The 20,734-nt window shown below is 63.3% G+C and carries 17 protein-coding genes and 1 pseudogene; 9 read left to right on the forward strand and 9 right to left on the reverse strand.

Features of this window, described 5'->3' with window-relative positions:
• Window positions 1-28 precede the first annotated feature (28 nt).
• The gene (locus CK221_RS17990; RefSeq protein ID WP_095778677.1) at window positions 29-2,980 is read right to left on the reverse strand and encodes an Rne/Rng family ribonuclease; all 2,952 of its coding nucleotides are present in this window, start codon (window positions 2,978-2,980) and stop codon (window positions 29-31) included.
• Window positions 2,981-3,617: 637 nt separating this feature from the next.
• Here CK221_RS17990 and CK221_RS18000 point away from each other — a divergent pair.
• From CK221_RS18000 to CK221_RS18035, 8 genes are all read left to right on the forward strand, one after another.
• The gene (locus tag CK221_RS18000; protein ID WP_095778678.1) at window positions 3,618-4,874 is read left to right on the forward strand and encodes an N-acetylmuramoyl-L-alanine amidase; all 1,257 of its coding nucleotides are present in this window, start codon (window positions 3,618-3,620) and stop codon (window positions 4,872-4,874) included.
• A 232-nt stretch (window positions 4,875-5,106) separates the two neighbouring features.
• Window positions 5,107-7,563 carry a penicillin-binding protein 1A gene (locus CK221_RS18005; protein WP_066989516.1) on the forward strand — a complete coding sequence of 819 codons (2,457 nt, stop codon included), beginning with the start codon at window positions 5,107-5,109 and terminating at the stop codon, window positions 7,561-7,563.
• Between the two features lie 126 nt (window positions 7,564-7,689).
• Window positions 7,690-8,821, forward strand: a protein-coding gene (gene prfB, locus CK221_RS18010; RefSeq protein ID WP_127246966.1) for a peptide chain release factor 2 whose coding sequence is annotated in 2 segments (ribosomal slippage) — window positions 7,690-7,755 and window positions 7,757-8,821 — 1,131 coding nt in all. Because the reading frame shifts where the segments join, the coding sequence is not laid out codon by codon here.
• A gap of 48 nt (window positions 8,822-8,869) precedes the next feature.
• Window positions 8,870-9,295 (forward strand): GFA family protein, encoded by a 426-nt coding sequence (locus tag CK221_RS18015; protein WP_095778679.1) that lies wholly within the window; start codon window positions 8,870-8,872, stop codon window positions 9,293-9,295.
• 299 nt (window positions 9,296-9,594) lie between these two features.
• Window positions 9,595-9,972, forward strand: a complete 378-nt coding sequence (locus CK221_RS18020) for a hypothetical protein (protein WP_066989898.1) — start codon at window positions 9,595-9,597, stop codon at window positions 9,970-9,972.
• Between the two features lie 165 nt (window positions 9,973-10,137).
• A complete protein-coding gene (locus CK221_RS18025; RefSeq protein WP_095778680.1) occupies window positions 10,138-10,506 on the forward strand; it encodes a GFA family protein in 369 nt (122 codons plus the stop codon).
• 100 nt (window positions 10,507-10,606) lie between these two features.
• A complete protein-coding gene (locus CK221_RS18030) occupies window positions 10,607-11,257 on the forward strand; it encodes an OmpA family protein (RefSeq protein ID WP_059184805.1) in 651 nt (216 codons plus the stop codon).
• 246 nt (window positions 11,258-11,503) lie between these two features.
• Complete coding sequence (locus CK221_RS18035) at window positions 11,504-12,112, forward strand: hypothetical protein (protein ID WP_095778681.1); 609 nt, start codon at window positions 11,504-11,506, stop codon at window positions 12,110-12,112.
• A 108-nt stretch (window positions 12,113-12,220) separates the two neighbouring features.
• On the opposite strand, the pseudogene CK221_RS18040 reads toward CK221_RS18035, so the two are convergent.
• The 7 genes and pseudogenes from CK221_RS18040 to CK221_RS18075 form a co-directional block, all read right to left on the reverse strand.
• Window positions 12,221-13,770: pseudogene (locus CK221_RS18040) on the reverse strand (DEAD/DEAH box helicase).
• Window positions 13,771-13,961: 191 nt separating this feature from the next.
• Window positions 13,962-14,735 carry an NAD kinase gene (locus CK221_RS18045; RefSeq protein WP_067321550.1) on the reverse strand — a complete coding sequence of 258 codons (774 nt, stop codon included), beginning with the start codon at window positions 14,733-14,735 and terminating at the stop codon, window positions 13,962-13,964.
• Window positions 14,736-15,157: 422 nt separating this feature from the next.
• A complete protein-coding gene (locus tag CK221_RS18055; RefSeq protein ID WP_095778682.1) occupies window positions 15,158-15,919 on the reverse strand; it encodes an MBL fold metallo-hydrolase in 762 nt (253 codons plus the stop codon).
• Window positions 15,920-15,923: 4 nt separating this feature from the next.
• Window positions 15,924-16,988, reverse strand: coding sequence for an ABC transporter ATP-binding protein (locus CK221_RS18060; RefSeq protein ID WP_095778683.1), 1,065 nt, complete (start codon window positions 16,986-16,988; stop codon window positions 15,924-15,926).
• A complete protein-coding gene (locus CK221_RS18065; RefSeq protein ID WP_095778684.1) occupies window positions 16,985-17,767 on the reverse strand; it encodes an ABC transporter permease in 783 nt (260 codons plus the stop codon). Before CK221_RS18065 ends, CK221_RS18060 begins: the two co-directional genes overlap by 4 nt.
• A gap of 2 nt (window positions 17,768-17,769) precedes the next feature.
• Window positions 17,770-18,615 (reverse strand): ABC transporter permease, encoded by an 846-nt coding sequence (locus CK221_RS18070; protein ID WP_095778685.1) that lies wholly within the window; start codon window positions 18,613-18,615, stop codon window positions 17,770-17,772.
• A 7-nt stretch (window positions 18,616-18,622) separates the two neighbouring features.
• Window positions 18,623-19,702, reverse strand: coding sequence for a spermidine/putrescine ABC transporter substrate-binding protein (locus tag CK221_RS18075; RefSeq protein WP_095778686.1), 1,080 nt, complete (start codon window positions 19,700-19,702; stop codon window positions 18,623-18,625).
• A gap of 92 nt (window positions 19,703-19,794) precedes the next feature.
• Here CK221_RS18075 and CK221_RS18080 point away from each other — a divergent pair, with 92 nt between their 5' ends.
• On the forward strand, window positions 19,795-20,409 hold the full coding sequence (locus CK221_RS18080; protein WP_066989542.1) for a TetR/AcrR family transcriptional regulator: 615 nt from the start codon (window positions 19,795-19,797) through the stop codon (window positions 20,407-20,409).
• 56 nt (window positions 20,410-20,465) lie between these two features.
• On the opposite strand, the gene CK221_RS18085 is transcribed toward CK221_RS18080, so the two are convergent.
• Window positions 20,466-20,669 (reverse strand): DUF2905 domain-containing protein, encoded by a 204-nt coding sequence (locus CK221_RS18085; protein ID WP_095778687.1) that lies wholly within the window; start codon window positions 20,667-20,669, stop codon window positions 20,466-20,468.
• Window positions 20,670-20,734 lie beyond the last annotated feature (65 nt).

The following is a 20,734-nucleotide window of genomic DNA, read 5'->3' on the forward strand; positions in this document are numbered from 1 at the left end:
ACAACTAAGCCTAATGAGCTGACAGAGCTTAGAAAAAACCCTTCCGCTGCCACCAGCCGGCACGCTTCGGCTTTTCTTCGGTCTTGGCTTCCTCGCTGACGTTGGACGAAACGACGGGGACAGCCGGCGTGTCGATCGACTGCGGTTTGCGCCGCGTTGGATGGGCATTGACCTGCGCTTCGGCCTCGGTCGGAGCAGCAGCGGCCGCTGCCAGCTCCGGTTCGGCGGCCGCAGGTTCAGCGGGAAGTTCCGCCGCCCGCTCGGGCGCTTTCTCGGAGACGGTTTCCTCGACAGCCTTCTTCGATCGCGGTGCACGGCGAGGCTTCTTCGGCTTCTCCGTTTCCGCAACATCGTCATTGGCGGGCGAGGGCGCGGCCTGCTCTTCGGCTGCAGCGACCGGCGGCGCGCCCTCGGGAGCTTCGACTTCCGCTTCTTCGCCTTCGAGACCATCGCCGGCATCGGCATCGGCAGCGATTTCGCCTTCCTCGCGGCGATTGCGCTTGCCGCCGCGCTTGCCGCGACGGCGCTTCTTGCCCTGCCCCTCTTCGGCTGCTTCTGCCCCGGCCGGTGCTTCAGCCGTTATCTCGGCTGCTTCGCCTGTCGTCGCTGTGGCATCCGCCGGCCCGGGGGCCGAGACGGCATCGCCATGGCCTTGATGCTCGCGGTCGCGATCCTTGCCGCCGCGCCGCCGACGGCGTTTGCGGCGCTTGCGGCCGCCTTCGCCGTCCTCGGACCGCTGCGGATGCTGTCCCTGCTGTGGATGGCGCGGCTGTTCGGCCTGGACCGATACCTCTTCTTCCTCCTCGACGACGATCTCGTCCTCGGGTTCTTCCGGCTCGACATAGGTCGGCAGGCTGCGCACCTCGACGAAGCCTTCCGGCTTCTCAGCCACCGCGCCGCGGAAGATCGCGTAGTGTTGCGCGCCCAGCGTCTCGTCAGCTTCGAGCGTGATGCTCAGGCCGAACCGGGCCTCGAGCTCGACCAGATTGGCGCGCTTGTGGTTGAGCACATAAAGCGCGGTCGCCGCCGGCGTGCGCACTGTGATGTGGCTGCGCGAATCCTTGAGCAGGAATTCCTCGATTGCCCGCACCACCATCAGCGCCACCGAGGAGTCCGATCTCACATGGCCCGTGCCGCCGCAATGCGGGCAGGGCTTCATCGTCGATTCCAGCACGCTGGCACGGATGCGCTGGCGCGACATCTCCATCAGGCCGAAATGCGAGATGCGACCGACCTGGATGCGGGCGCGATCGTTCTTGAGGTGATCCTTCAGCCGCTTCTCGACCGCGCGGTTGTTGCGGTTCTCCTCCATGTCGATGAAGTCGATGACGATCAGGCCGGCAAGGTCGCGCAGCCTGAGCTGCCGCGCGACTTCCTCGGCGGCCTCCAGATTGGTGTGGAGCGCGGTGTCCTCGATCGAATGCTCCTTGGTGGAGCGGCCGGAGTTGACGTCGATCGAGACCAGCGCCTCGGTCTGGTTGATGATGATGTAGCCGCCGCTCTTCAGCGTCACTTGCGGCTGCAGCATCCGGTCGAGCTGCGCCTCGATGCCGTTGCGCACGAAGATCGGCGTGGTGTCGCGGTAGGGCTGCACCACCTTGGCATGGCTCGGCATCAGCATGCGCATGAAGTCCTTGGCCTCGCGGTAGCCGTCCTCGCCGGAGACCAGGATCTCGTCGATATCCTTGTTGTAGAGGTCGCGAACCGAGCGCTTGATCAGGCTGCCTTCCTCATAGACCAGGGCAGGGGCCGTGGACTGCAGCGTGAGGTTGCGGACATTCTCCCAAAGCCGCATCAGATATTCGTAGTCGCGCTTGATCTCGGCCTTGGTGCGGCTTTCGCCGGCGGTGCGCAGGATGACTCCCATGCCCTGCGGCACCTCGAGATCGGCGACGACCTCCTTCAGCCGTTTGCGGTCCTGGGCATTGGTGATCTTGCGCGAGATGCCGCCGCCGCGCGCCGTGTTCGGCATCAAGACCGAATAGCGGCCGGCGAGCGACAGATAGGTGGTCAGCGCCGCGCCCTTGTTGCCGCGCTCTTCCTTGACGACCTGGACCAGCAGGATCTGGCGCCGCTTGATGACTTCCTGGATCTTGTACTGGCGGCGCACCGGCTTGCGGCGGTTGCGGACCTCTTCAAGCGCATCCTCGGCGCCGACCGATTCGATTTCGTGTTCGTCCGAATGCGCGGACGAAACCTCTTCGAGCATGCCGCGATCATCGTCGCTTGGAGCGGCTTCCTCGGCCGGAGCGACCTCGCTGGTGGATTCGGCCGGCACCGGTTCCGAAATCACATCCGCATCGATGCTCGCGGCGATCGACGTGGGGCCGCCCTCGGAAGGCTGGCGATTCTCGCTGTCGGTCGCATCGGCTTCTTCGGTGTCGCTGCCGGCTTCGGGGGCCTTGTTCTCCTCTTCGCCGGCTGCCTCGGCTACGGTCTCAACGGTTTCGGAGCCTGCGGTGGCTTCGGTCGAGGTATCGGCCGCATCGCCGGGCTCATCAGCGGAAGCGCTGGAAGCTGCGACCTCATCGGCGCTTTCGCCGCCTTCGTCGGCACCGGCAGCATCGGAACCGCGCTTTTGCTCGGCCCGGTCGCGGTTCTTGCCGCCGCGCCGTCGGTTGCGGCGGCCGCCGCGATCGCGCGCCTGCTGTTCCTCGCCGGCCTCGGCCTCCTCGTCCTCTTCGTCGTCCGCCTCCTGCGCTTCGGCGCGCAGCAGGGCCTGACGGTCGGCGACCGGGATCTGGTAATAGTCGGGGTGAATTTCACTGAAGGCGAGAAAACCGTGACGGTTGCCGCCATATTCGACAAAGGCTGCCTGAAGGGAAGGTTCGACGCGGGTTACGCGGGCGAGATAGATGTTTCCTTTGAGCTGCTTCTTGTCCTGGGATTCAAAGTCGAATTCTTCGATGCGGTTACCGCGAACGACAACAACGCGTGTTTCCTCCGGGTGGGAGGCGTCTATCAGCATCTTGTTGGGCATTATTTCGTTTCCTCCCGGCAGCCATCAGCCGCAGCTGGCGAGGCAGACCCCGCCGCTGTGTGCCTGGATTTGTGTGGCTGCCGGATAATTGAATGTCCGCCGGCCGGAGCTTGAGCGCGATGGCGGTGCCGCCCGCAGCCACAATGGCGCGGTTCGATGCGGACCTTTCCATGATTGCGCTTGAAGCCATCGGCACCCAGCAGAACCTTTTGAACCAAAGCCCGGGCTTGGCCGGACCAGCTTGTTTGCTCGCACAGAGCCGGCGCGGGAGATCCCGGCCGTTTTCATCGCGCAAGCGATTCCCCCGCCACGGGAGCACGCCTGCGAAAATCGTCGCGATCATCTGAAACCCGGAAGCGCCTTGCACATCTTACCCTAGCGGGAAGCTGCAGGGCGGGCGGTTCCAGGATTGCAGTGATCCAATGTCGCTTTTATGATTTGGCGGGTTGGAAGGCAACCCCGATTTCGGATGCCGGCAAAAAGCGCTTCCGCAGGGGAAGGTGGCGCTCCACTTGCTGCATGAAAGGCTTGGTTAACCTTCTCTGGATACCAATCGTTAATCGGGTTGGCCGCCAGACAGGCCGTTCTGCCAAACAGGCCGGCGCGAGGCGCCTAACGGGGAGCGACTAGAATAGAGATGGGACTGGCAGGCACCGCAGACAAGGAGCGTGGCGCCGCCGGATATCTGCGGCTCATGGCAAGGACTGTTTTCCTGCTGGTGATCCTGCTTGGCGCGACCGCCGCCTCGCGGGCCGACGGGTTGCTTGGCGCCACCGGCTACAAGATGGCCGGCGACGCGACCAAGATGCGCATCGTCGTGACCTTCGACCGAGAACCGGACGTGAAGTGGTTCCTGCTGCGCGGTCCCAGCCGCCTTGTCGTCGACCTGCCGCGCACGCGATTCGCCCTCAACGCCAAGGACGTGAAGCCGCGCGGGCTGGTGCGCGCCGTTCGCTACGGCGATCAGGGCAAAGGCTCTCGGCTGATCCTGTCCGGCAAGGGACCGTTTGCCGTCGACAAGCTCGAGGTGCTGAAGAATGACGATGGCAGCGGCTATCGCGTCGCCATCGACATGTCGGCCGCATCCGAAAGAGAATTCGACGAGGCTTTGGCCAACCAATCGCTGACCACCGGCTCGACCGTTTCTACCGACAAGGGCGGCCGTGTCGGCACAGGGCCGATTTCGGCGCCTGGGCACCGCTTCACAGTGGTCATCGATCCGGGTCATGGCGGCGTCGACGGCGGCGCGGAGAGCGCCGGCGGCACGGTCGAGAAGAACGTCACGCTCGCCTTTGCGACCGAACTACGTGACAAGCTGGCCGCGGTCGGCAGCTATGATGTCTATATGACACGGGACAGCGACGTGTACCTGCCGCTCGACGAGCGCGTGCGCATCGCCCGCCAGCACGAAGCCGATCTCTTGATCTCCATCCATGCCGATACGATCGCCGTCAGAGGTCTCCGCGGCGCCACGGTCTACACGCTCTCGGACAAGGCTTCCGATCCCGAGGCTCAGGCGCTCGCCGATCGTGAAAACCTCTCCGACCAGTTCGCCGGCCTAAAGATCGAGGACGACAATAAGGAGGTCACCGACATCCTGATCGACCTGATCCGCCGCGAGACCCACGGCTTTTCGATGAGCTTTGCGCACACGCTGGTCGGCCAGTTGTCGACCAGCGTCGGTCTGATCAACAATCCGCAGCGCTCGGCCGGCTTCAAGGTGCTGAAGGCGCCCGACGTGCCCTCGGTTCTGGTCGAGCTTGGTTACCTCTCCAACAGCAAGGACGAGGCGCAATTGCTCAGCGCCGACTGGCGCGGCAAGGCGGCTCAGAGCATAACCAATGCCGTTGCCCTGTTTGCCGCGGCGAAAGCGGGAGCCAGGGCTGGGGGCTGACGGGGACCGAACCCGCCCACAACCTTGAGCCGTCCTACAACCGCAAGCAGCGTTGCGCGACGACAACACGTGGCGTTATTATTTGACGGACGGAGTTCCTGAAACTTCGTGCTGCCGTATTTTGTCCACATGGTCGCGACAATGGGTTTCCATTGCGGATTGGGACCGCCCCTGAAGCTTGCGCGACTGTCGGCTTCGTTTAGGAAATCCCGGACCTCGGACTGGAGCGGGCATGATTCGTCTCATCGGCTATTTCTTCGGCATCGGCACGACGCTGGCGCTGCTGGTCGCTGCGGGCCTTGCCATCTACATCGGCCATCTGACGAAGGATCTGCCCGACTACGAGGTTCTGGCCAAATATGAGCCGCCGGTGACGACGCGCATCCATGCCTCGGATGGCTCGCTGATGGCCGAATATGCTCGCGAGCGGCGCCTTTATCTGCCGATCCAGGCGATCCCGGACCGCGTCAAGGCTGCCTTCATGTCGGCCGAGGACAAGAACTTCTACAACCATCCCGGCATCGACATCACCGGCCTCGGCCGCGCCATCATCGTCAATCTGCAGAATTTCGGCTCGGGCAGGCGTCAGGTCGGCGCCTCGACGATCACGCAGCAGGTTGCAAAGAACTTCCTGCTGACCTCCGACCAGACCTATGAGCGCAAGATCAAGGAGATGATCCTGGCCTTCCGCATCGAGCAGGCCTATTCGAAGGACCGCATCCTCGAGCTCTATCTCAACGAGATCTTCTTCGGCTTCGGCGCCTATGGCGTTGCCGGCGCCGCGCTGACCTATTTCGACAAGTCGGTCAACGAACTCACCGTCGCTGAAGCCGCTTACCTTGCTTCGCTGCCCAAGGGCCCCAACAACTATCATCCCTTCAAGCATGCCGACCGGGCGATCGAGCGCCGCAATTGGGTCATCGACCAGATGGTCGAGAACGGCTACGTCACGCGCGAGGAGGGCGACAAGGCCAAGGCCGAGCCGCTCGGCGTGAAGCCGCGCCGCAACGGCTCCTACCTGTTCGCGGGCGAGTATTTCACCGAGGAGGTGCGCCGCCAGATCATCGCCCGCTACGGCGAGAATGCGCTCTATGAGGGCGGCCTGTCGGTGCGCACCACGCTCGATCCGAAAATCCAGCTCATCGCCCGCAAGGCGATGCAGAACGGATTGCTGAAGTACGACACGTTGCGCGGCTATCGCGGACCGGTGACCCATATTGACGTTTCCGGCGACTGGGGCGTGCCGCTCGGCGCGGTCAAGGGGCTGGAGGACGTGCCGGAGTGGACGCTCGCCGTCGTGCTCGACAGTTCTGCCGATGGGCTGACGATCGGCATTCAGCCGGCGCGCCAGGTCTCCGGCGACCTCGTCAAGGACCGCGTCGAGGGCACCGTCAGCAAGGACGACATGGGCTTCGCCATGCGCCATTTCGTCAACGGCAAGTCCGTCAGGGCGAAATCTCCGGCGGAAGTGCTTGAACCCGGCGACGTCATCTTCGTGCAGAAGAACGAGGGCTCCGACAACGCCTATAGCCTGCGCCAGGTACCCGAGGTCGAAGGCGGCCTGGTTGCCATGGATCCGCATACCGGGCGTGTGTTGGCCATGGTCGGCGGCTTCTCCTACGCGCAGTCGGAGTTCAACCGCGCTACCCAGGCGATGCGCCAGCCGGGCTCCTCGTTCAAGCCGATCGTCTATTCGGCGGCGCTCGACAACGGCTACACGCCGGCTTCCGTGATCATGGACGGGCCGATCACCATCCAGAGCGGCAACACGACCTGGACGCCGAAGAACTATGACGGCACGGCCGCCGGCCCGGCCACATTGCGCTCGGGCATCGAGAAGTCGCGCAACCTGATGACGGTGCGGCTGGCCAACGACATGGGCATGAAGCTGGTCGTCGAATATGCCGAGCGCTTCGGCGTCTACGATCATCTTGCGCCCTATCTGCCGATGGCCCTGGGCTCCGGCGAGACGACGGTCATGCGCATGGTGTCGGCCTATTCGATCATGGCCAATGGCGGCAAGTCGATCAAACCGTCGCTGATCGACCGCATCCAGGATCGCTACGGCAAGACCGTGTTCAAGCAGGACGAACGCGGCTGCGAGGGCTGCAACGCCGCCGAATGGAAGAACCAGCCCGAGCCGGAACTGGTCGACAATTCCGAGCAGGTGCTCGATCCGATGACCGCCTATCAGATCACCTCCATGATGGAGGGCGTGGTGCAGCGCGGCACCGGCGCCACCATCGCCGAGCTCGGCCGCCATATCGCCGGCAAGACCGGAACGACCAATGACGAGAAGGACGCCTGGTTCATCGGCTTCACCCCGAACCTCGTCGTCGGCCTCTATATGGGCTACGATACGCCGCGCGGCCTGGGCAAGGGCGCCACGGGTGGTGGCCTCGCCGCGCCGATCTTCAAGGACTTCATGCGCGTCGCGCTCGACGGCACGCCCAATGTCGACTTCCAGGTTCCGGAAGGCATGAAGCTGATCGCCATCAACCGCAAGACCGGCATGCGCGCGGCCGAAGGCGACCCCAACACCATCATCGAGGCGTTCAAGCCCGGCACCGGCCCGGCCGACAGCTATTGGGTCATCGGCATGGGCGCGGACGGCTCCAATGGCGCCGGCGGCGCGCTGTCGCCGCAGGCCAATCAGGCGATCCAGGACGGCGGCGGCGGCCTTTACTGACTTCCCAGGTTTCGAAATGGGCCGGCAGCTAAACGCCGGCCCATTTCGCTTTACAGGCGGCGGTGCCGTGCCTATGTATCGCGCCGATTCCAAAAAAACGACAAGAACAGGACAGAACGAAGGGCCATGCGCGCGGAAACGCAGAACATTGTCGACGAGATCAGGCAGGCGATAACCCTGCTGAGGAGGCATCTTTGACTGGGATCCGGCCCTCAAGCGGCTTGAATATCTGAACTCGCGCGCGGAGGATTCCAGCCTCTGGAACGACCCCGCGGAAGCGCAGAAGCTGATGCGGGAGCGCCAGAGCCTCGATGAGGGGATCGCGGCGGTCAAAGGCCTGACCCAGGCGCTCGAGGACAATATCGGCCTGATCGAGCTCGGCGAGGAAGAGGGCGACGAGGGTGTCGTCGCCGAAGCCGAAGCGGCGCTGCGTTCGATGCAGGGCGAGGCCAAGGCCCGTCAGGTCGAGACCCTGCTGTCGGGCGAGGCGGACGCCAACGACACCTATCTTGAAATCCATGCCGGAGCCGGCGGCACCGAGAGCCAGGACTGGGCGTCGATGCTCTTGCGCATGTACACGCGCTGGGCCGAGCGGCGCCGCTTCAAGGTCGAGGTGCTGGAAGTCCATGAAGGCGAAGAGGCCGGCATCAAGTCGGCCACCGTGCTTATCAAGGGGCACAACGCCTATGGCTGGCTGAAGACGGAATCCGGCGTTCACCGCCTGGTGCGCATCTCGCCTTACGACAGCAATGCGCGCCGCCATACCTCCTTCGCCAGCGTCTGGGTCTATCCCGTCATCGACGACACGATCGAGATCAACGTTTCGGAATCCGACGTGCGCATCGACACCTACCGTTCGTCCGGGTCGGGCGGCCAGCACGTCAACACCACCGACTCGGCGGTGCGTATCACCCACCTCGCGACCGGTATCGCAGTTGCTTGCCAAGCCGAACGCTCGCAGCACAAAAACCGGGCCAAGGCCTGGGAGATGCTGCGCTCGCGGCTCTACGAGGAAGAGCTGAAAAAGCGCGAGGCCGTGGCGAACGCCACCGAGGCGTCGAAGAGCGATATCGGCTGGGGCCACCAGATCCGTTCTTACGTCCTCCAGCCCTATCAGCTGGTGAAGGATCTGCGCACCGGCGTCGAAAACACCAGCCCGTCAAGCGTGCTCGACGGCGATCTCGACGAATTCATGGAGGCCTCGCTGTCGCATCGCATCGAGGGCGGTGCAGGTGAGGCGGTGGCGGACCTCGACTAGGTATTCCGAAAACTTTCCGCCGGGTGGCGGCTGGCAGGGGGTGAGACCTTGGCAAATCCGGAAAAGGCAGGTGCTCGTACGCTTGCCGGGCAATGCTTCTGCGGCACCGTCCGCTACGAGGTGACCGATGAATTCGCCTACGCGGTGAATTGCCATTGCTCGAACTGCCGCCGTACCACAGGCTCGGCTTTCAAGCCCATTGCCGGCATCGCGCGCGACAAGTTTCATCTCACCGCGGGCGACGACAGGCTGCTGATCTATGGCGATGCCGGCGGCCACGACGCGCATTGCGGGCAGTGCGGCTCCCTGCTCTACTCCTTGGTGCGGGAGGGTGCCTACGTCCATGTTGCCATGGGGACCCTGACGGGCGATCCGAGCATTCGCCCAAGTGCACATATCTTCGTCGGTTCCAAGGCGCAATGGTTCACGATTACGGACGACCTGCCGCAATATCGTGAACATGTCACCGGCTGACGGTCGGAACTTCCGTCGGCAGAATTTCGTTCTTAGGCACCCCTGGTCGCAGGCTTGTCGTAGTTATTGTTAACCAAGTCGGCGCACCCTTTTCTGCGGCCGCTGCTGAACCCCGGTGCGATTCCGAGGGCACGCCCAGTTCTTGCGCCGGCCAAGGAATCAGCCCAGCATTCGGGCTGGGTATAGAAGCATGTATGGCCGGACGCGGCATAACTGCGACTGACGATCCGGCCACTGGGAAGACACGTTCCGGGAACGGGCAAGCGACAAAACGCTTGATGCTCGAAAGGAACGCTTCGATGTCTGCTGCCAAGTCAAGATCGGCCCGAGCCGTTCGCCCGGCCGGCCGGCTCCTGTTTTCCCTGTTCGCCACCTTCGGGACCATGATGCTGACCGCTACTGCCGTCGCGCACGACGCCAAACCTACGGCGGTGCTTCCGCAAGCCTGGAGCTATCCCTTTGCCTGCTGCGCCAACTACGACTGCAAGGAGGTGCCACAGACATCGATCGGCGAGCGGCCGGAAGGCTATGTGATAAAAGGCACGGGCGAGGTGGTCGCCTACAGCGACAAGCGGGTCAAGGATTCGCCTGATGGCGAATATCACTGGTGCGCGCACCAGGCCGGATTGGACGCCGGCAAGACCATCTGCCTGTTCGTGCCGCCGCCCTCTTACTAGGATTGCCGCGGCCAGGCAGTGCCATGTGAGCTCTCGACCGGGCGCTGCCGCGCCTGCTGACGAACGGTTGTCAGGACGACTTCTTTATGTTGCCTTGCTGCCACAGAAGTTCCGCGGCGTCTTCCGCACGGAACTGTGCGGGGCAGGCGGACAAGGGAGAGATCCATGATGATCAAGGGAAGCTGCCACTGCAAGGCCACGACTTTCGAAGTCTCCGAGGCGCCGCAGACGGTGACGCAATGCACCTGCTCATTCTGCTCCAAGCGCGGGTCGCTCTGGGCCTATTACGTCCCGTCGCAATTCAAGCTCACCAGCCCGCCTGAGAACGTCTCCTTCTACCGCTGGGGCTCGAAAACCATAAAGCATGGTTTCTGCTCGACCTGCGGCTGCGGCACCTTCACCGAAACGCCGGACTGGTCGACGGGCCAGCCCGACTTCGACAACCCGAGGATCAGCGTCAACTCTCGCCTGTTCGACGACTTCGACCTGGACACGGTCGAAGTGGTGGTGATCGACGGCAAGAACCTCTGGTAGCTTTGCCGTTCCGCTTTTTGCCGCAATTCATGGTACAACGCGTGCGGAAGGGCTGATTTGGCGCGGCTGCAACGGCCGCGATTTGGAGAGGGACAATCTTATGAAGAAGACCGTGCTCGTCGTCGTGGCGACGGCTGTGCTCGTGAGCGCCTGCACCACCACCGATCCGTATACCGGCGACCAGAAGATCTCCAACACCGCGGCCGGCGCCGGCCTCGGCGCGTTGGCGGGTGCCAGCCTTGGTCTGCTGGCCGGCGGCAACGACCGCCGCAACGCGCTGATCGGTGCGGGCATCGGCGCCCTTGCCGGCGGCGCGATCGGCGCGACGATGGACCAGAACGAGGCCGAGCTTCGCCGTCAGCTGCAGGGCACCGGCGTCAGCGTCACCCGCAGCGGCGACCAGATCATTCTCAACATGCCGTCCGACATCACCTTCAACGTCGACCAGGACGCGGTGAAGCCGGGCTTCTATCCGGTGCTGAACTCGGTGGCGCTGGTGCTGAACAAGTTCCGCCAGACGACCGTCGACGTCTTCGGCCACACCGACTCGACTGGCGGCGACGAGCACAATTTCGACCTGTCGCAGCGCCGTGCGCTGGCCGTCGCCAACTACCTGTCGGGCCAGGGCGTCGATTCCCGCCGCTTCGCCGTCACCGGCTTCGGCAAGACACGTCCGGTTGCTTCCAACGCGACGGCTGCCGGTCGCGCCCAGAACCGTCGCGTCGAGATCCAACTGTCGCCGCTGACCTGATAGAAGCTGCTGCCAGGAGAACTACTCTACTATGCAAAACGGCCCCGCGAGGGCCGTTTTGTTTTTGACCTCGAGATGGGAAAAGGCGTCGGGGCGTTAGCTAGTTCTAATTGATGCCTTTCCATCGCCTTGGAAAGGACTAGCATCGACGCTGTCCAGCGGGGACGAGGCGGTACAACCGGCCGCGCAATCAGCATTTTTCCGCCTCGGTCTTGCACGGCCAGTTCAAGAATCTGGGAGGAATGCATGACAAGAACGACTCGCCTTGGGCGCTGCGGCGTCCTCGTTTTGACTGGCCTCTTGGGCGCATGGGTTGGAGCAGCCACGGCTCGAGCCGAAGACGCCAACAAGGCCGACGTCGAAGCTTTGAAAAAATCGCTGGCCAAATATGAGGACTACACGGCCGCCGTTCGCGACCTCTATCTGTCGACCGTCGGCTGCGTCTACTACTCGGGCGAGAAGATTCCGGGCACGATGGAATATCCGAAGGGCGCCATGGGCATCCATTTCGTCAACGTTCCGAGCGTCGGCCAGAAGCTCGACCCGATGAAGCCCAACGTGCTCATTTACGAACCGACCAAGAAAGGCTTGAAGCTGGTCGCCGTAGAATGGCTGGTGCCCTTGACGCCGGATGTCAAGGAACCACCGAGCCTATTCGGCCAGAAATTCATGGGTCCGATGGAGGGGCATTATCCGCTCATCCCGAAGGAGTTCGTCCATTACGATCTTCACGCCTGGCTGTTCAGGGACAATCCGAACGGCATGTTCAGCCCGACGAACCCGAAGGTGAAATGCAGCGACGCCGAGTTTCCGATGCTGGAGAAGCCGACCAAGATGATGCCCGGGCCGATGTAAGCGGCAGCAGGACAATCCCGGCAAAGCGCTTGTATCCTTCGAGCGAAACGGCAGTAGAGGAACGGCCCCATTCGGGGCCGCCTCGTTGTTGCCGACGCGGTATTGAGGTCAGACCTTCGCGACGATGCGCATGAAGGCGGGCACGTCATCGCCGAAGCCGACGGTCGCGTCGTCCTCTTCATGACGGTGGCGGCCAGGGCGGTTGTGGTCGCGCTGAGGACGGGAAGCCCCGCGCTGCTCGTTGCGGTTGTCGGAACCCTTGCGGTCGTTCTCGGAACGGATCGCATCCTTGCGGGCGCGGCGCTCGGCAATCTCGGCAATCTCGGCCACCGGCTGCTCTTCGCGTGCTGTCTCCGGCGTCTCGTCGTCGCTGTGCCTGGCGTGGCGGTCCGCGCCTTTCTTGCGCTCGCCACGGCCCTTGCGGTCCTCGTCCTTGCGACCGGCGCGCCGCGGCCACGGCGAGGCGCTTCTTCGCCTTCGCTCTCGGCGACCGTCGACAGGTCGCCGTCATGCCATTCGATCTTGGTGCCAATCAGCTTTTCGATGGCGTCGACATATTTGGTGTCGGAGCGCGTCGCGATGGTGAAGGATTTTCCCGAGCGGCCGGCCCGGCCGGTGCGCCCGATACGGTGGACATAATCCTCTGCATGGATCGGCACGTCGTAGTTGAAGACGTGGCTGACGTCTGGAATATCGAGGCCGCGGGCGGCGACGTCCGAGGCGACGAGGTAACGCAGCTTGCCATCGCGGAAATTGGCAAGCATCTGCATGCGGGCGCGCTGATCCATGTCGCCATGCAGCGCGCCGGCGTCGAAATCATGCTTCAGCAGCGAGCGGAAAAGCTCCGACACTTCGACCTTGCGGTTGCAGAAGATGATGGCGTTCTTCAGATCGGACTCTTCGGTCCGCATGAGATTGCGAAGCGTCTCGCGCTTGTCCCACGGCTTGGAGCCTGACTTCACCAGGCGCTGCGTGATGCTGGTCGCGGTGGAAGCGGCTCTGGATACCTCGACGCGCACCGGCGCATGCAGGAATTTTTCGGTGAGCTTGGTGATTTCCGGCGGCATGGTCGCCGAGAAGAACAGGGTCTGGCGCGTGAACGGGATCATCTCGCAGATGCGCTCGATATCCGGGATGAAGCCCATATCGAGCATGCGGTCGGCCTCGTCGATGACGAGGATCTCGACGCCGTTGAGCAAGAGCTTGCCGCGCTCGCGGTGGTCGAGCAGCCGGCCGGGCGTGGCGATCAGCACATCGGCGCCGCGCTCCAGTTTTTTGTCCTGCTCCTCGAAGGAGACGCCGCCGATCAGCAGCGCGATGTTAAGCTTGTGGTTCTTGCCGTATTTGACGAAGTTTTCCTCGACCTGGGCGGCGAGCTCGCGTGTCGGCTCGAGGATCAGCGTGCGCGGCATGCGGGCACGCGCACGGCCCTTTTCCAGCCGGGTCAGCATCGGCAGCACGAAGGAAGCGGTCTTGCCGGTGCCTGTCTGGGCAATGCCCAACACATCCTTGCCAAGCAGCGCATGCGGAATGGCGCCGGACTGGATCGGGGTAGGCTTGGTGTAGCCGGCATCGGTGACTGCGGAGAGGACCTTCGGCGACAGGCCGAGGTCTGTGAACGTCAACGCTTCTTGAGCGGTCTGAGTGTCTGCGGACAAGTTGTGGCTGTCTTTGGCTGGTTCGGGAAAAATCGCAACACGCGTTGCGGCGGGCGCCGCGCGCCTGCAAGATCGGGTTGCAGTTAGGCGCAAGGCCGCGATTTGTCAACAGAAACGGCCGGGAATCCGGCGGATTGTGAACACGTAACCTTAATTGCGATGCTTGATCCGGGTTATTGTCTTCTACCGGCTCAATAGCGGAATTGCTCGGCAAGAATACGCTCGTTCCATGAATGATTGGGATCGAACAGCAACGTCGCCGTCGCGGTCGGCGATTCCCGCACCGTGACAGAGGCGATCGCCTTGACCTCGGTGTGGTCGGCGGCGGCGTTCACCGGGCGCTTTTCCGACTCCAATATGTCGAAGCGCACGATCGCTTTGTTGGAGAGCAGCGCGCCGCGCCAGCGCCGGGGCCGGAAGGGGCTCACCGGCGTCAGCGCCAAAAGCGGCGCGTCGAGCGGTAGGATCGGCCCGTGCGCCGACAGATTGTAGGCTGTCGAACCAGCGGGTGTCGCGATCATGACGCCGTCGCAGTTCAATTCCTCCAGCCGCACCTGCTCGTCGACGGTGATGCGTATTTTCGCGGTCTGATAGGATTGGCGCCAAAGCGCCACTTCGTTGATCGCCAGCGCCGAGATCGTTTCGCCCTCGTGAGTCACCGCCTGCATTTCCAGTGGGCGGATCGTCTCGGATACCGCTTTCGAAATGCGTTCATCGAGACCGCCGGCGCGATATTCGTTCATCAGGAAGCCGATGGTGCCACGGTTCATCCCGTAGACCTTCTTGCCCGTGCTCATCGTGTCGCGCAGCGTCTGCAGCAGGAAGCCGTCACCGCCGAGCGCGATGATGATCTCCGCCTCGGCGACAGGTATTTGCCCATAGCGCGCCGACAGGGTTTCCAGCGCCGCGCGGGCGTCGTCGGTGTCGGAAGAGACGAAGGCGAAACGGCTGGTTTCTTTGCTCATGGATCCCGAACGGCGACCGCTACCGCCTGCCGGTCGCGCAGGCGACGGCGTAGCATGCGCCGACCGCATCTGCAAAGGGCGGTGCGCCCCGCCATGCGGATAGGCGTTGGCGCTCGCGCTTCGTGACAGCCATGCAACGAATGTGATGGCTGCAATGGTTAAGACCAGGCTTAAACACTCGTAAAGCCGGATCGATCATGTTAGCCGGCAGTGGATGGGTTGGCGGGGGCTGGCCAGTCGAGAGACCTATCTATTGCCAGTGACGCGTCTGATCATAGTCTTCCTGATGATGGGAAGTTTCGCCCTCATGTTCGCCGAGCTTGTGCGCCACTCGGAGGAGATGAGCCAGCGGCCGCATCCGACGGCCTCCCGCTGCGGCGACGCCGCCGGGATGCCTTGTCCGCAAAGGGCGCTTTGAAGCGCTAGCGGTTCTGCAGCAGGTGACAGCCTGCCTGCCGCTTCTGCGCAAGATACTCGTCGATCAACTGGCGGTAGCGCACCTTGCCGAAGCTCGGGAAATGGCCGCCATGCACGACCGAGACGTCGAGGTCGCGCATGGCAAGCAGCGTCTCGACATAGTCGCCGATATCGGAGTGGTAGACGTCGTCGATCAGCGGCCCGTCATAGACGATGTCGCCGGACAAGAGGATGCGGGTCTTTCGCTCGAAGAGCGCGATGCCGCCGGGGGAGTGGCCAGGCGTGTGGATGACCTCGAAGGCACGATCGCCGAGATCGACAACGTCGCCCTGCTCAAGCAGCCGGTTGGCCGGCGCAGGCGGGATGCGGTAGCTGGCCGTATCCCATCCGTCGGGCATGCCGTCGAACATCTCGTCTGTCGCGTAGCGGTCGGCGACCGTCCACTCGTTGCGCGGATCGGCGAGGATCTGGGCTTCAGCCGAATGCACGCAGCGATCCGGAAATTCGTGGTGGCAGCCGATGTGGTCAAAATGCGTGTGGCTGGCGACGCAGACAAGCTTGCGTTCGGTGACCAGCGGCACATGGCGCCGCAGGCTGAAATGGCCGAGGCCGGTATCGAACAAAAGATCGCCGTCGCGGCCGCGCACATGCCAGATGTTGCAGCGGAAGAACGGCTTTATCCATGGCTCATGGATGAGCGTGACGTCGTCGCTCATGCGGATGCTCTCGTACCAGTCCGGAGCCTCGATGACCGGAAGCATGCTCATTGGATCAGTCCGCCAGCAGGATGATGTCTTGAGCGTCGCAGGAAACCGCGACCGTGTCGCCGGCCTGGACGGTCGCGGGAGCTGGTGCCTTGGCGATGAACTGCAATGCAGGATCCTGCGCCGAGGTGGCGAGCACCCGCTTGAAGCTCCCTTGGAAGACGACGTCGCTCACTCTGGCGGTGCCGAGCGCAACGTCGCCTTTCGCTCCCGCAAGGATGAGGTGCTCGGGCCGGATGGCAAGCGCCACAGCCGCGCCAGCCGGCGCCGTGCCGGGCAGCGAGATCGGCCCGAGCCTGGTCGCCACTGCGACGCGTCCATCCTGTGTTTCGCCGGCTTTGCCGGCAAGAATCGTGCTTTCGCCCATGAAGGTCGCCGAGAAGCGAGTCTTCGGCCGCGCATAGACTCGCTCGGGCGGTCCTTCGTCCTCGATGCGCCCATCATTCATCACCACGCAATGGCCGGCCAGGGCCATCGCTTCTTCCTGGTCGTGCGTGACATGGACGAAAGCGGTGCCGACCCGCTTCTGGATCGCTTTCAACTCGTCCTGCATCTGCCGGCGCAGCTTAAGATCCAGCGCGCCGAGCGGCTCGTCGAGCAACAGCACCGCCGGCTCGATGACCAGCGCACGCGCCAACGCCACGCGCTGGCGCTGGCCACCGGAGAGCTGGTGCGGCTTCTTGTCGAAGGAGTCTGCAAGCCCGACGAGGGCGAGCGCTTCGCGTGCCTTTGCCGTCCGCGTCGCGCCATCGACGCCCTGCATGCGCAGCCCGAAGCCGACATTCTTACCGACGCTCATATGCGGGAACAGCGCGTAGTCCTGGAAGACGGTCGTCGTCGGGCGCTTGGCCGGCGGCACGGCGGTGCAATCCGCGCCGCGAATGAACACCTTGCCTTCGCTGGGGGTGACGAAGCCGCCAAGGATCGAAAGCAGCGTCGTCTTGCCGGAGCCGGACGGGCCGAGGAGGATCGTGTAGCTGCCGGGCTCGATCGCGAGCGAGACGTTCTTCAAAACGCGAAGGTGGCCGAAATGATGCGAGACGTTGCGGATGTCGACCAATGGGGCGCTCATGCCGGCTTTCTCCGCAGCAGGGTCAATTCGAACAGCACCACGAGCACAATGGAAACCGCAAAGACCAGCGAGCCGACGGCATTGGTCTTGGGATTGAGGCCGGAGCGCAAGAGGTTCCAGATCTCGACCGGGAGCGTCGTCTCGAATCGGGTGAGCAGGAAGGAGATGACGAACTCGTCCCAGGAGAAGGTCATCGACAGGAAGAAGCCGGCGAAGATCGCCGGCGCCATGACCGGCACCGTGATCATCAGCAGCACCTTCCATTCGGGAGCGCCGAGGTCGCGCGCGGCGCGCTCGATGTTGATCTGGTGGTCGCCCATCTGGCTGTAGATGATGGCGAAGCAGAGCGGCAGGTTGATCACCACATGACCGATGCCGACGGCGATGAGCGATTTCGGCACGCCGGCCCAGTTGAACAGCACCAGCAGCCCCATGCCGATGATCAGATAGCTGACGGTGAGCGGCAGCGTGATCAGCCCGCGCAGCAGGGCCGAGCCCGGCAGCACGAAGCGCGCGAAACCCCAGGCGGAAAGGAAGCCGAGCGTGACGGATGCGAGCGAGGACAGCACCGCCACCAGCAGCGAATTGACCAGCGCGGACGTCAGTCGCGCATCGGACAGCACCGCCTGGTACCAGCGCAGCGACGGGCCGGTGAAAGGCGGGATGGGGAAAGAGGTCGCCTGCAGCGAGAACAGTATCAGCACGACCACCGGCAGGAAGATGAAGCCGTAGACGGCGATCGCGTAGAGCCAGGCAGCGAGGCGGACGGCAGCACGCATGGTCAAGCCCGCTCGATCTTCAGCCAGCGGGCGCAGGCGAGATAGGCGACGGTGACGACGGCCATCAGGATGATCGAAAGCGCCGAGGCCAGCGGAAAATCGCCGCGCCGGCCGATCTGCATCATGACCAGCTGCGGCATGACCAGCTCGTTGTTGCCGCCGAGGATCTGCGGCGTGATGTAGTCGCCGATGCAGAGTACGAAGGTGAGGAAAGCCCCGACCATGATACCGGGCAGGGTCAGCGGCAGCACGACATGCAGGAAGGTCCGCACCGGCCCGGCACCGAGGTCGGCGGCCGCCTTGCGATAGCTCGGGCTGAGTTGTTTCAGATTGGCGAAGATGGTGAGCGTCAGCAGCATGATGAAGAAGTGGACGAAGCCGGTGACGGTAGCGAACCGAGTGTTCGCAAGCTGCAGCGGCTCCGCGACCAAGCCGGTGCCGGTGAGCGCCCGATTGATGACGCCGTTCTGCGCCAGCACGAGCAGCCAGGAATAGGAGCGCACGACGTAAGACGTCCAGAACGGCAGCACGGCGAGCATCAGTGCCAATCGCTGCCAGCGCTCCGGTACTTGTTCGGCGAGGATCCAGGCGAATGGGTAGGCGAGCAGGATCGAAATCACGGTGACGTTTGCGGTCACCTGCAGCGAGTTCACCATCGCCCGCCAGTAGGATGGATCGGTGAAGAACTGGCTGTAATTGGCCAAAGTGAAGCCGCCGCCTTCATGCGCCGTCAGGCTCGACAATCCCATGGCGACGAAGGGCAGCACGAAGAACAGAAGCGTCCACGCCAGCGCCGGCGTGACCAGCGCCCAGGGCAGGGCACGCGGGCTACCTCCGGAACCGCTCATCGGCCGATTACTGCGCCTGCAGCATTTCGGTCCACATGTCCTGCATCTTCTTGTCGAGATCGGCGTTCGGCGCCGGATAGGCCTGGGCGCGGGCGAGGAAGCCGGGCTGCTCGTCGAAGCGCAGGATCTTCTTCTGCTCGTCGGTGAGCGCTGCCTTCTTGTTGGACGGCATGCCCCAGTAGCAGGAGGAGGTGGCAAGGCGCGCCTGGCCTTCCGGGCTCAGAATGTACTGGATGAATTTTAGCGCCATGTCCTTGTTCTTGGAATCCTTGAACATGGCGAGCGACTGCGACCACAGCACCGCGCCTTCCTTGGGGATCGAGAAGTCGAGCGCCGGGTTTTCCTTGGCGAGCCCCGCAGTCACCCACTCGCCGCCGCCGACAAGGACGTCCACCTCGCCGGTCGCAAGCGCGGTCTGGCTGGCGGTGACTTCGCCGACCAGCTTGGCGTTGGCCTTCATCTTGAGCAGTTCGGCCTTGAGAGCGGGCAGGTCTGCCTCGGAGAGGTCGGCGGTCTTCTTGCCGATGGCCAGAGCCGCCATGCCGATGACCGGCAGGTAATAGTCGTAGATCGCGATCTTGCCCTTGTATTTGTCGCTGGTCAGCGAAGCCAGCGACTGCATGTCGGCCGGATCGACCTTGGTCTTGTTGAAGCCGATCGTGTTGTAGCCGAACTTTTCGGTGATACCGTAGCGCTTGCCGTCGACCACGGTGGACTTGTCCATCTTCACTTCCGGAAAGAGGTCGGCGAAAGGCAGCTTGTCCTCCGGCAGCGGCTCGAACAGGCCTTTCTCGACACCGCGCGGTACGTCGATGGAATCGATCACCATCACGTCCCAATCGCCCGGCTGCGACTGATCGACGATCGCGAGCCCTGCGCCTGTGCCCTCGAATTCCTTGACGTTGACCTTGACGTTGTTGGCCTCCTCGAAGGGCTGCAGCAGCGCCGGATCGGAGTGGTCGCACCAGATCAGCGCGTTGAGATCGGCGGCCTGAGCGCCGCCCGCGGCGAGCAGCGCCACAGCAGCGCAGGCGGCTCCGAGACGGGACTTCAGGCTGGAAAGCGGATTCCGGACATTGACGGTCATCGAGTGTTCTCCCTGCCTTGCTGGCTTGTTGAGGAAAAGTTGAACCAATTCTAAAATTGAGTCAATTATGATTTTGTGGCAGAGAGGCCGATATGAGCGGATTGCGCGCACGGCAGAAGGCGGACAGGCACCGCCGCATCATCGATGCGGCGACGGAGCTTTTCCGTGAGGCCGGCTATGAAGGCGCCAAGATCGAGGCCATAGCTGCGCAGGCAGAGGTCTCGATCGGCACAATCTACAATTACTACCAGAACAAGGGTGACATCCTCGGCGCCATCGTGGCTATGGAGGTCAACGAGGTGCTGAATGCCGGGCAAGGCGTGGTCGGCAGCCCGCCGGCCGATGTCGGCGACGCGCTCGACAGGTTGATCGGCATCTATATCGAGCACTCGCTGAATTACCTGAGCAAGGAGATGTGGCGGCAGGCGATGGCCATTTCGACGCAGCTGCCCGACAGCCCGTTCGGCCAAGCCTATACCGCGCTCGACCGCGCCTTGACCGAACAGATCCGGGCGCTGATCGCCCGCCTGCAGGAGATCGGCCTGGTGCGGTCAGACATCGATGGCCCGGCGGTGGGCGAGTTGATCTTCAACAACATGAACATGATGTTCATCGAGTTCGTGAAGCGCGACGAGGCGAAAATCCCGGAGCTGCGCGCGGCGATAAGGCGGCAGAACCGGATCTTGGTGGCTGCGATCGGCGTATAGAAGATCAAGAGCGAGCAGGTAGAGGGCTTTCAGCAAAGCGTCGCGGCCGAACGTACTCACTGACGGTTGATCAGCCACAGAATGGTCGAGAGAACGACACTGATCAGAATTCCCGTGGTGATGGGTGCGTAGAGCCTGAAATTCTCGCGCTCGATCACGATATCACCGGGCAACCTGCCGAGGCCGATCCTGGTTACCCATGGCCACAGCAGGCCAGCGGCAACTATGCTGAGGCCAATGACGATCAGAGTTCGCGACATGGCAGCACCTGCCGGAAATAGCGCATTGCCAGAATATAGTGATGCTCGAAAGCTGGCAGAGCGAA

It is taken from the genome of Mesorhizobium sp. WSM3868 (assembly GCF_002294785.1).
Taxonomy (GTDB): Bacteria; Pseudomonadota; Alphaproteobacteria; order Rhizobiales; family Rhizobiaceae; genus Mesorhizobium.

Excerpts from the sequence above, each read along its gene's own strand:
- CK221_RS18070 (WP_095778685.1), bottom strand. The coding sequence starts at position 18,615 with ATGAGCGGTTCCGGAGGTAGCCCGCGTGCCCTGCCCTGGGCGCTGGTC.
- CK221_RS18045 (WP_067321550.1), bottom strand. The coding sequence starts at position 14,735 with ATGAGCAAAGAAACCAGCCGTTTCGCCTTCGTCTCTTCCGACACCGAC.
- CK221_RS18005 (WP_066989516.1), top strand. The coding sequence starts at position 5,107 with ATGATTCGTCTCATCGGCTATTTCTTCGGCATCGGCACGACGCTGGCG.
- CK221_RS18020 (WP_066989898.1), top strand. The coding sequence starts at position 9,595 with ATGTCTGCTGCCAAGTCAAGATCGGCCCGAGCCGTTCGCCCGGCCGGC.
- CK221_RS18080 (WP_066989542.1), top strand. The coding sequence starts at position 19,795 with ATGAGCGGATTGCGCGCACGGCAGAAGGCGGACAGGCACCGCCGCATC.
- CK221_RS18035 (WP_095778681.1), top strand. The coding sequence starts at position 11,504 with ATGACAAGAACGACTCGCCTTGGGCGCTGCGGCGTCCTCGTTTTGACT.
- CK221_RS18065 (WP_095778684.1), bottom strand. The coding sequence starts at position 17,767 with ATGCGTGCTGCCGTCCGCCTCGCTGCCTGGCTCTACGCGATCGCCGTC.
- CK221_RS18060 (WP_095778683.1), bottom strand. The coding sequence starts at position 16,988 with ATGAGCGCCCCATTGGTCGACATCCGCAACGTCTCGCATCATTTCGGC.
- CK221_RS18075 (WP_095778686.1), bottom strand. The coding sequence starts at position 19,702 with ATGACCGTCAATGTCCGGAATCCGCTTTCCAGCCTGAAGTCCCGTCTC.
- CK221_RS17990 (WP_095778677.1), bottom strand. The coding sequence starts at position 2,980 with ATGCCCAACAAGATGCTGATAGACGCCTCCCACCCGGAGGAAACACGC.
- CK221_RS18085 (WP_095778687.1), bottom strand. The coding sequence starts at position 20,669 with ATGTCGCGAACTCTGATCGTCATTGGCCTCAGCATAGTTGCCGCTGGC.
- CK221_RS18055 (WP_095778682.1), bottom strand. The coding sequence starts at position 15,919 with ATGAGCATGCTTCCGGTCATCGAGGCTCCGGACTGGTACGAGAGCATC.
- CK221_RS18025 (WP_095778680.1), top strand. The coding sequence starts at position 10,138 with ATGATGATCAAGGGAAGCTGCCACTGCAAGGCCACGACTTTCGAAGTC.
- CK221_RS18030 (WP_059184805.1), top strand. The coding sequence starts at position 10,607 with ATGAAGAAGACCGTGCTCGTCGTCGTGGCGACGGCTGTGCTCGTGAGC.
- CK221_RS18000 (WP_095778678.1), top strand. The coding sequence starts at position 3,618 with ATGGGACTGGCAGGCACCGCAGACAAGGAGCGTGGCGCCGCCGGATAT.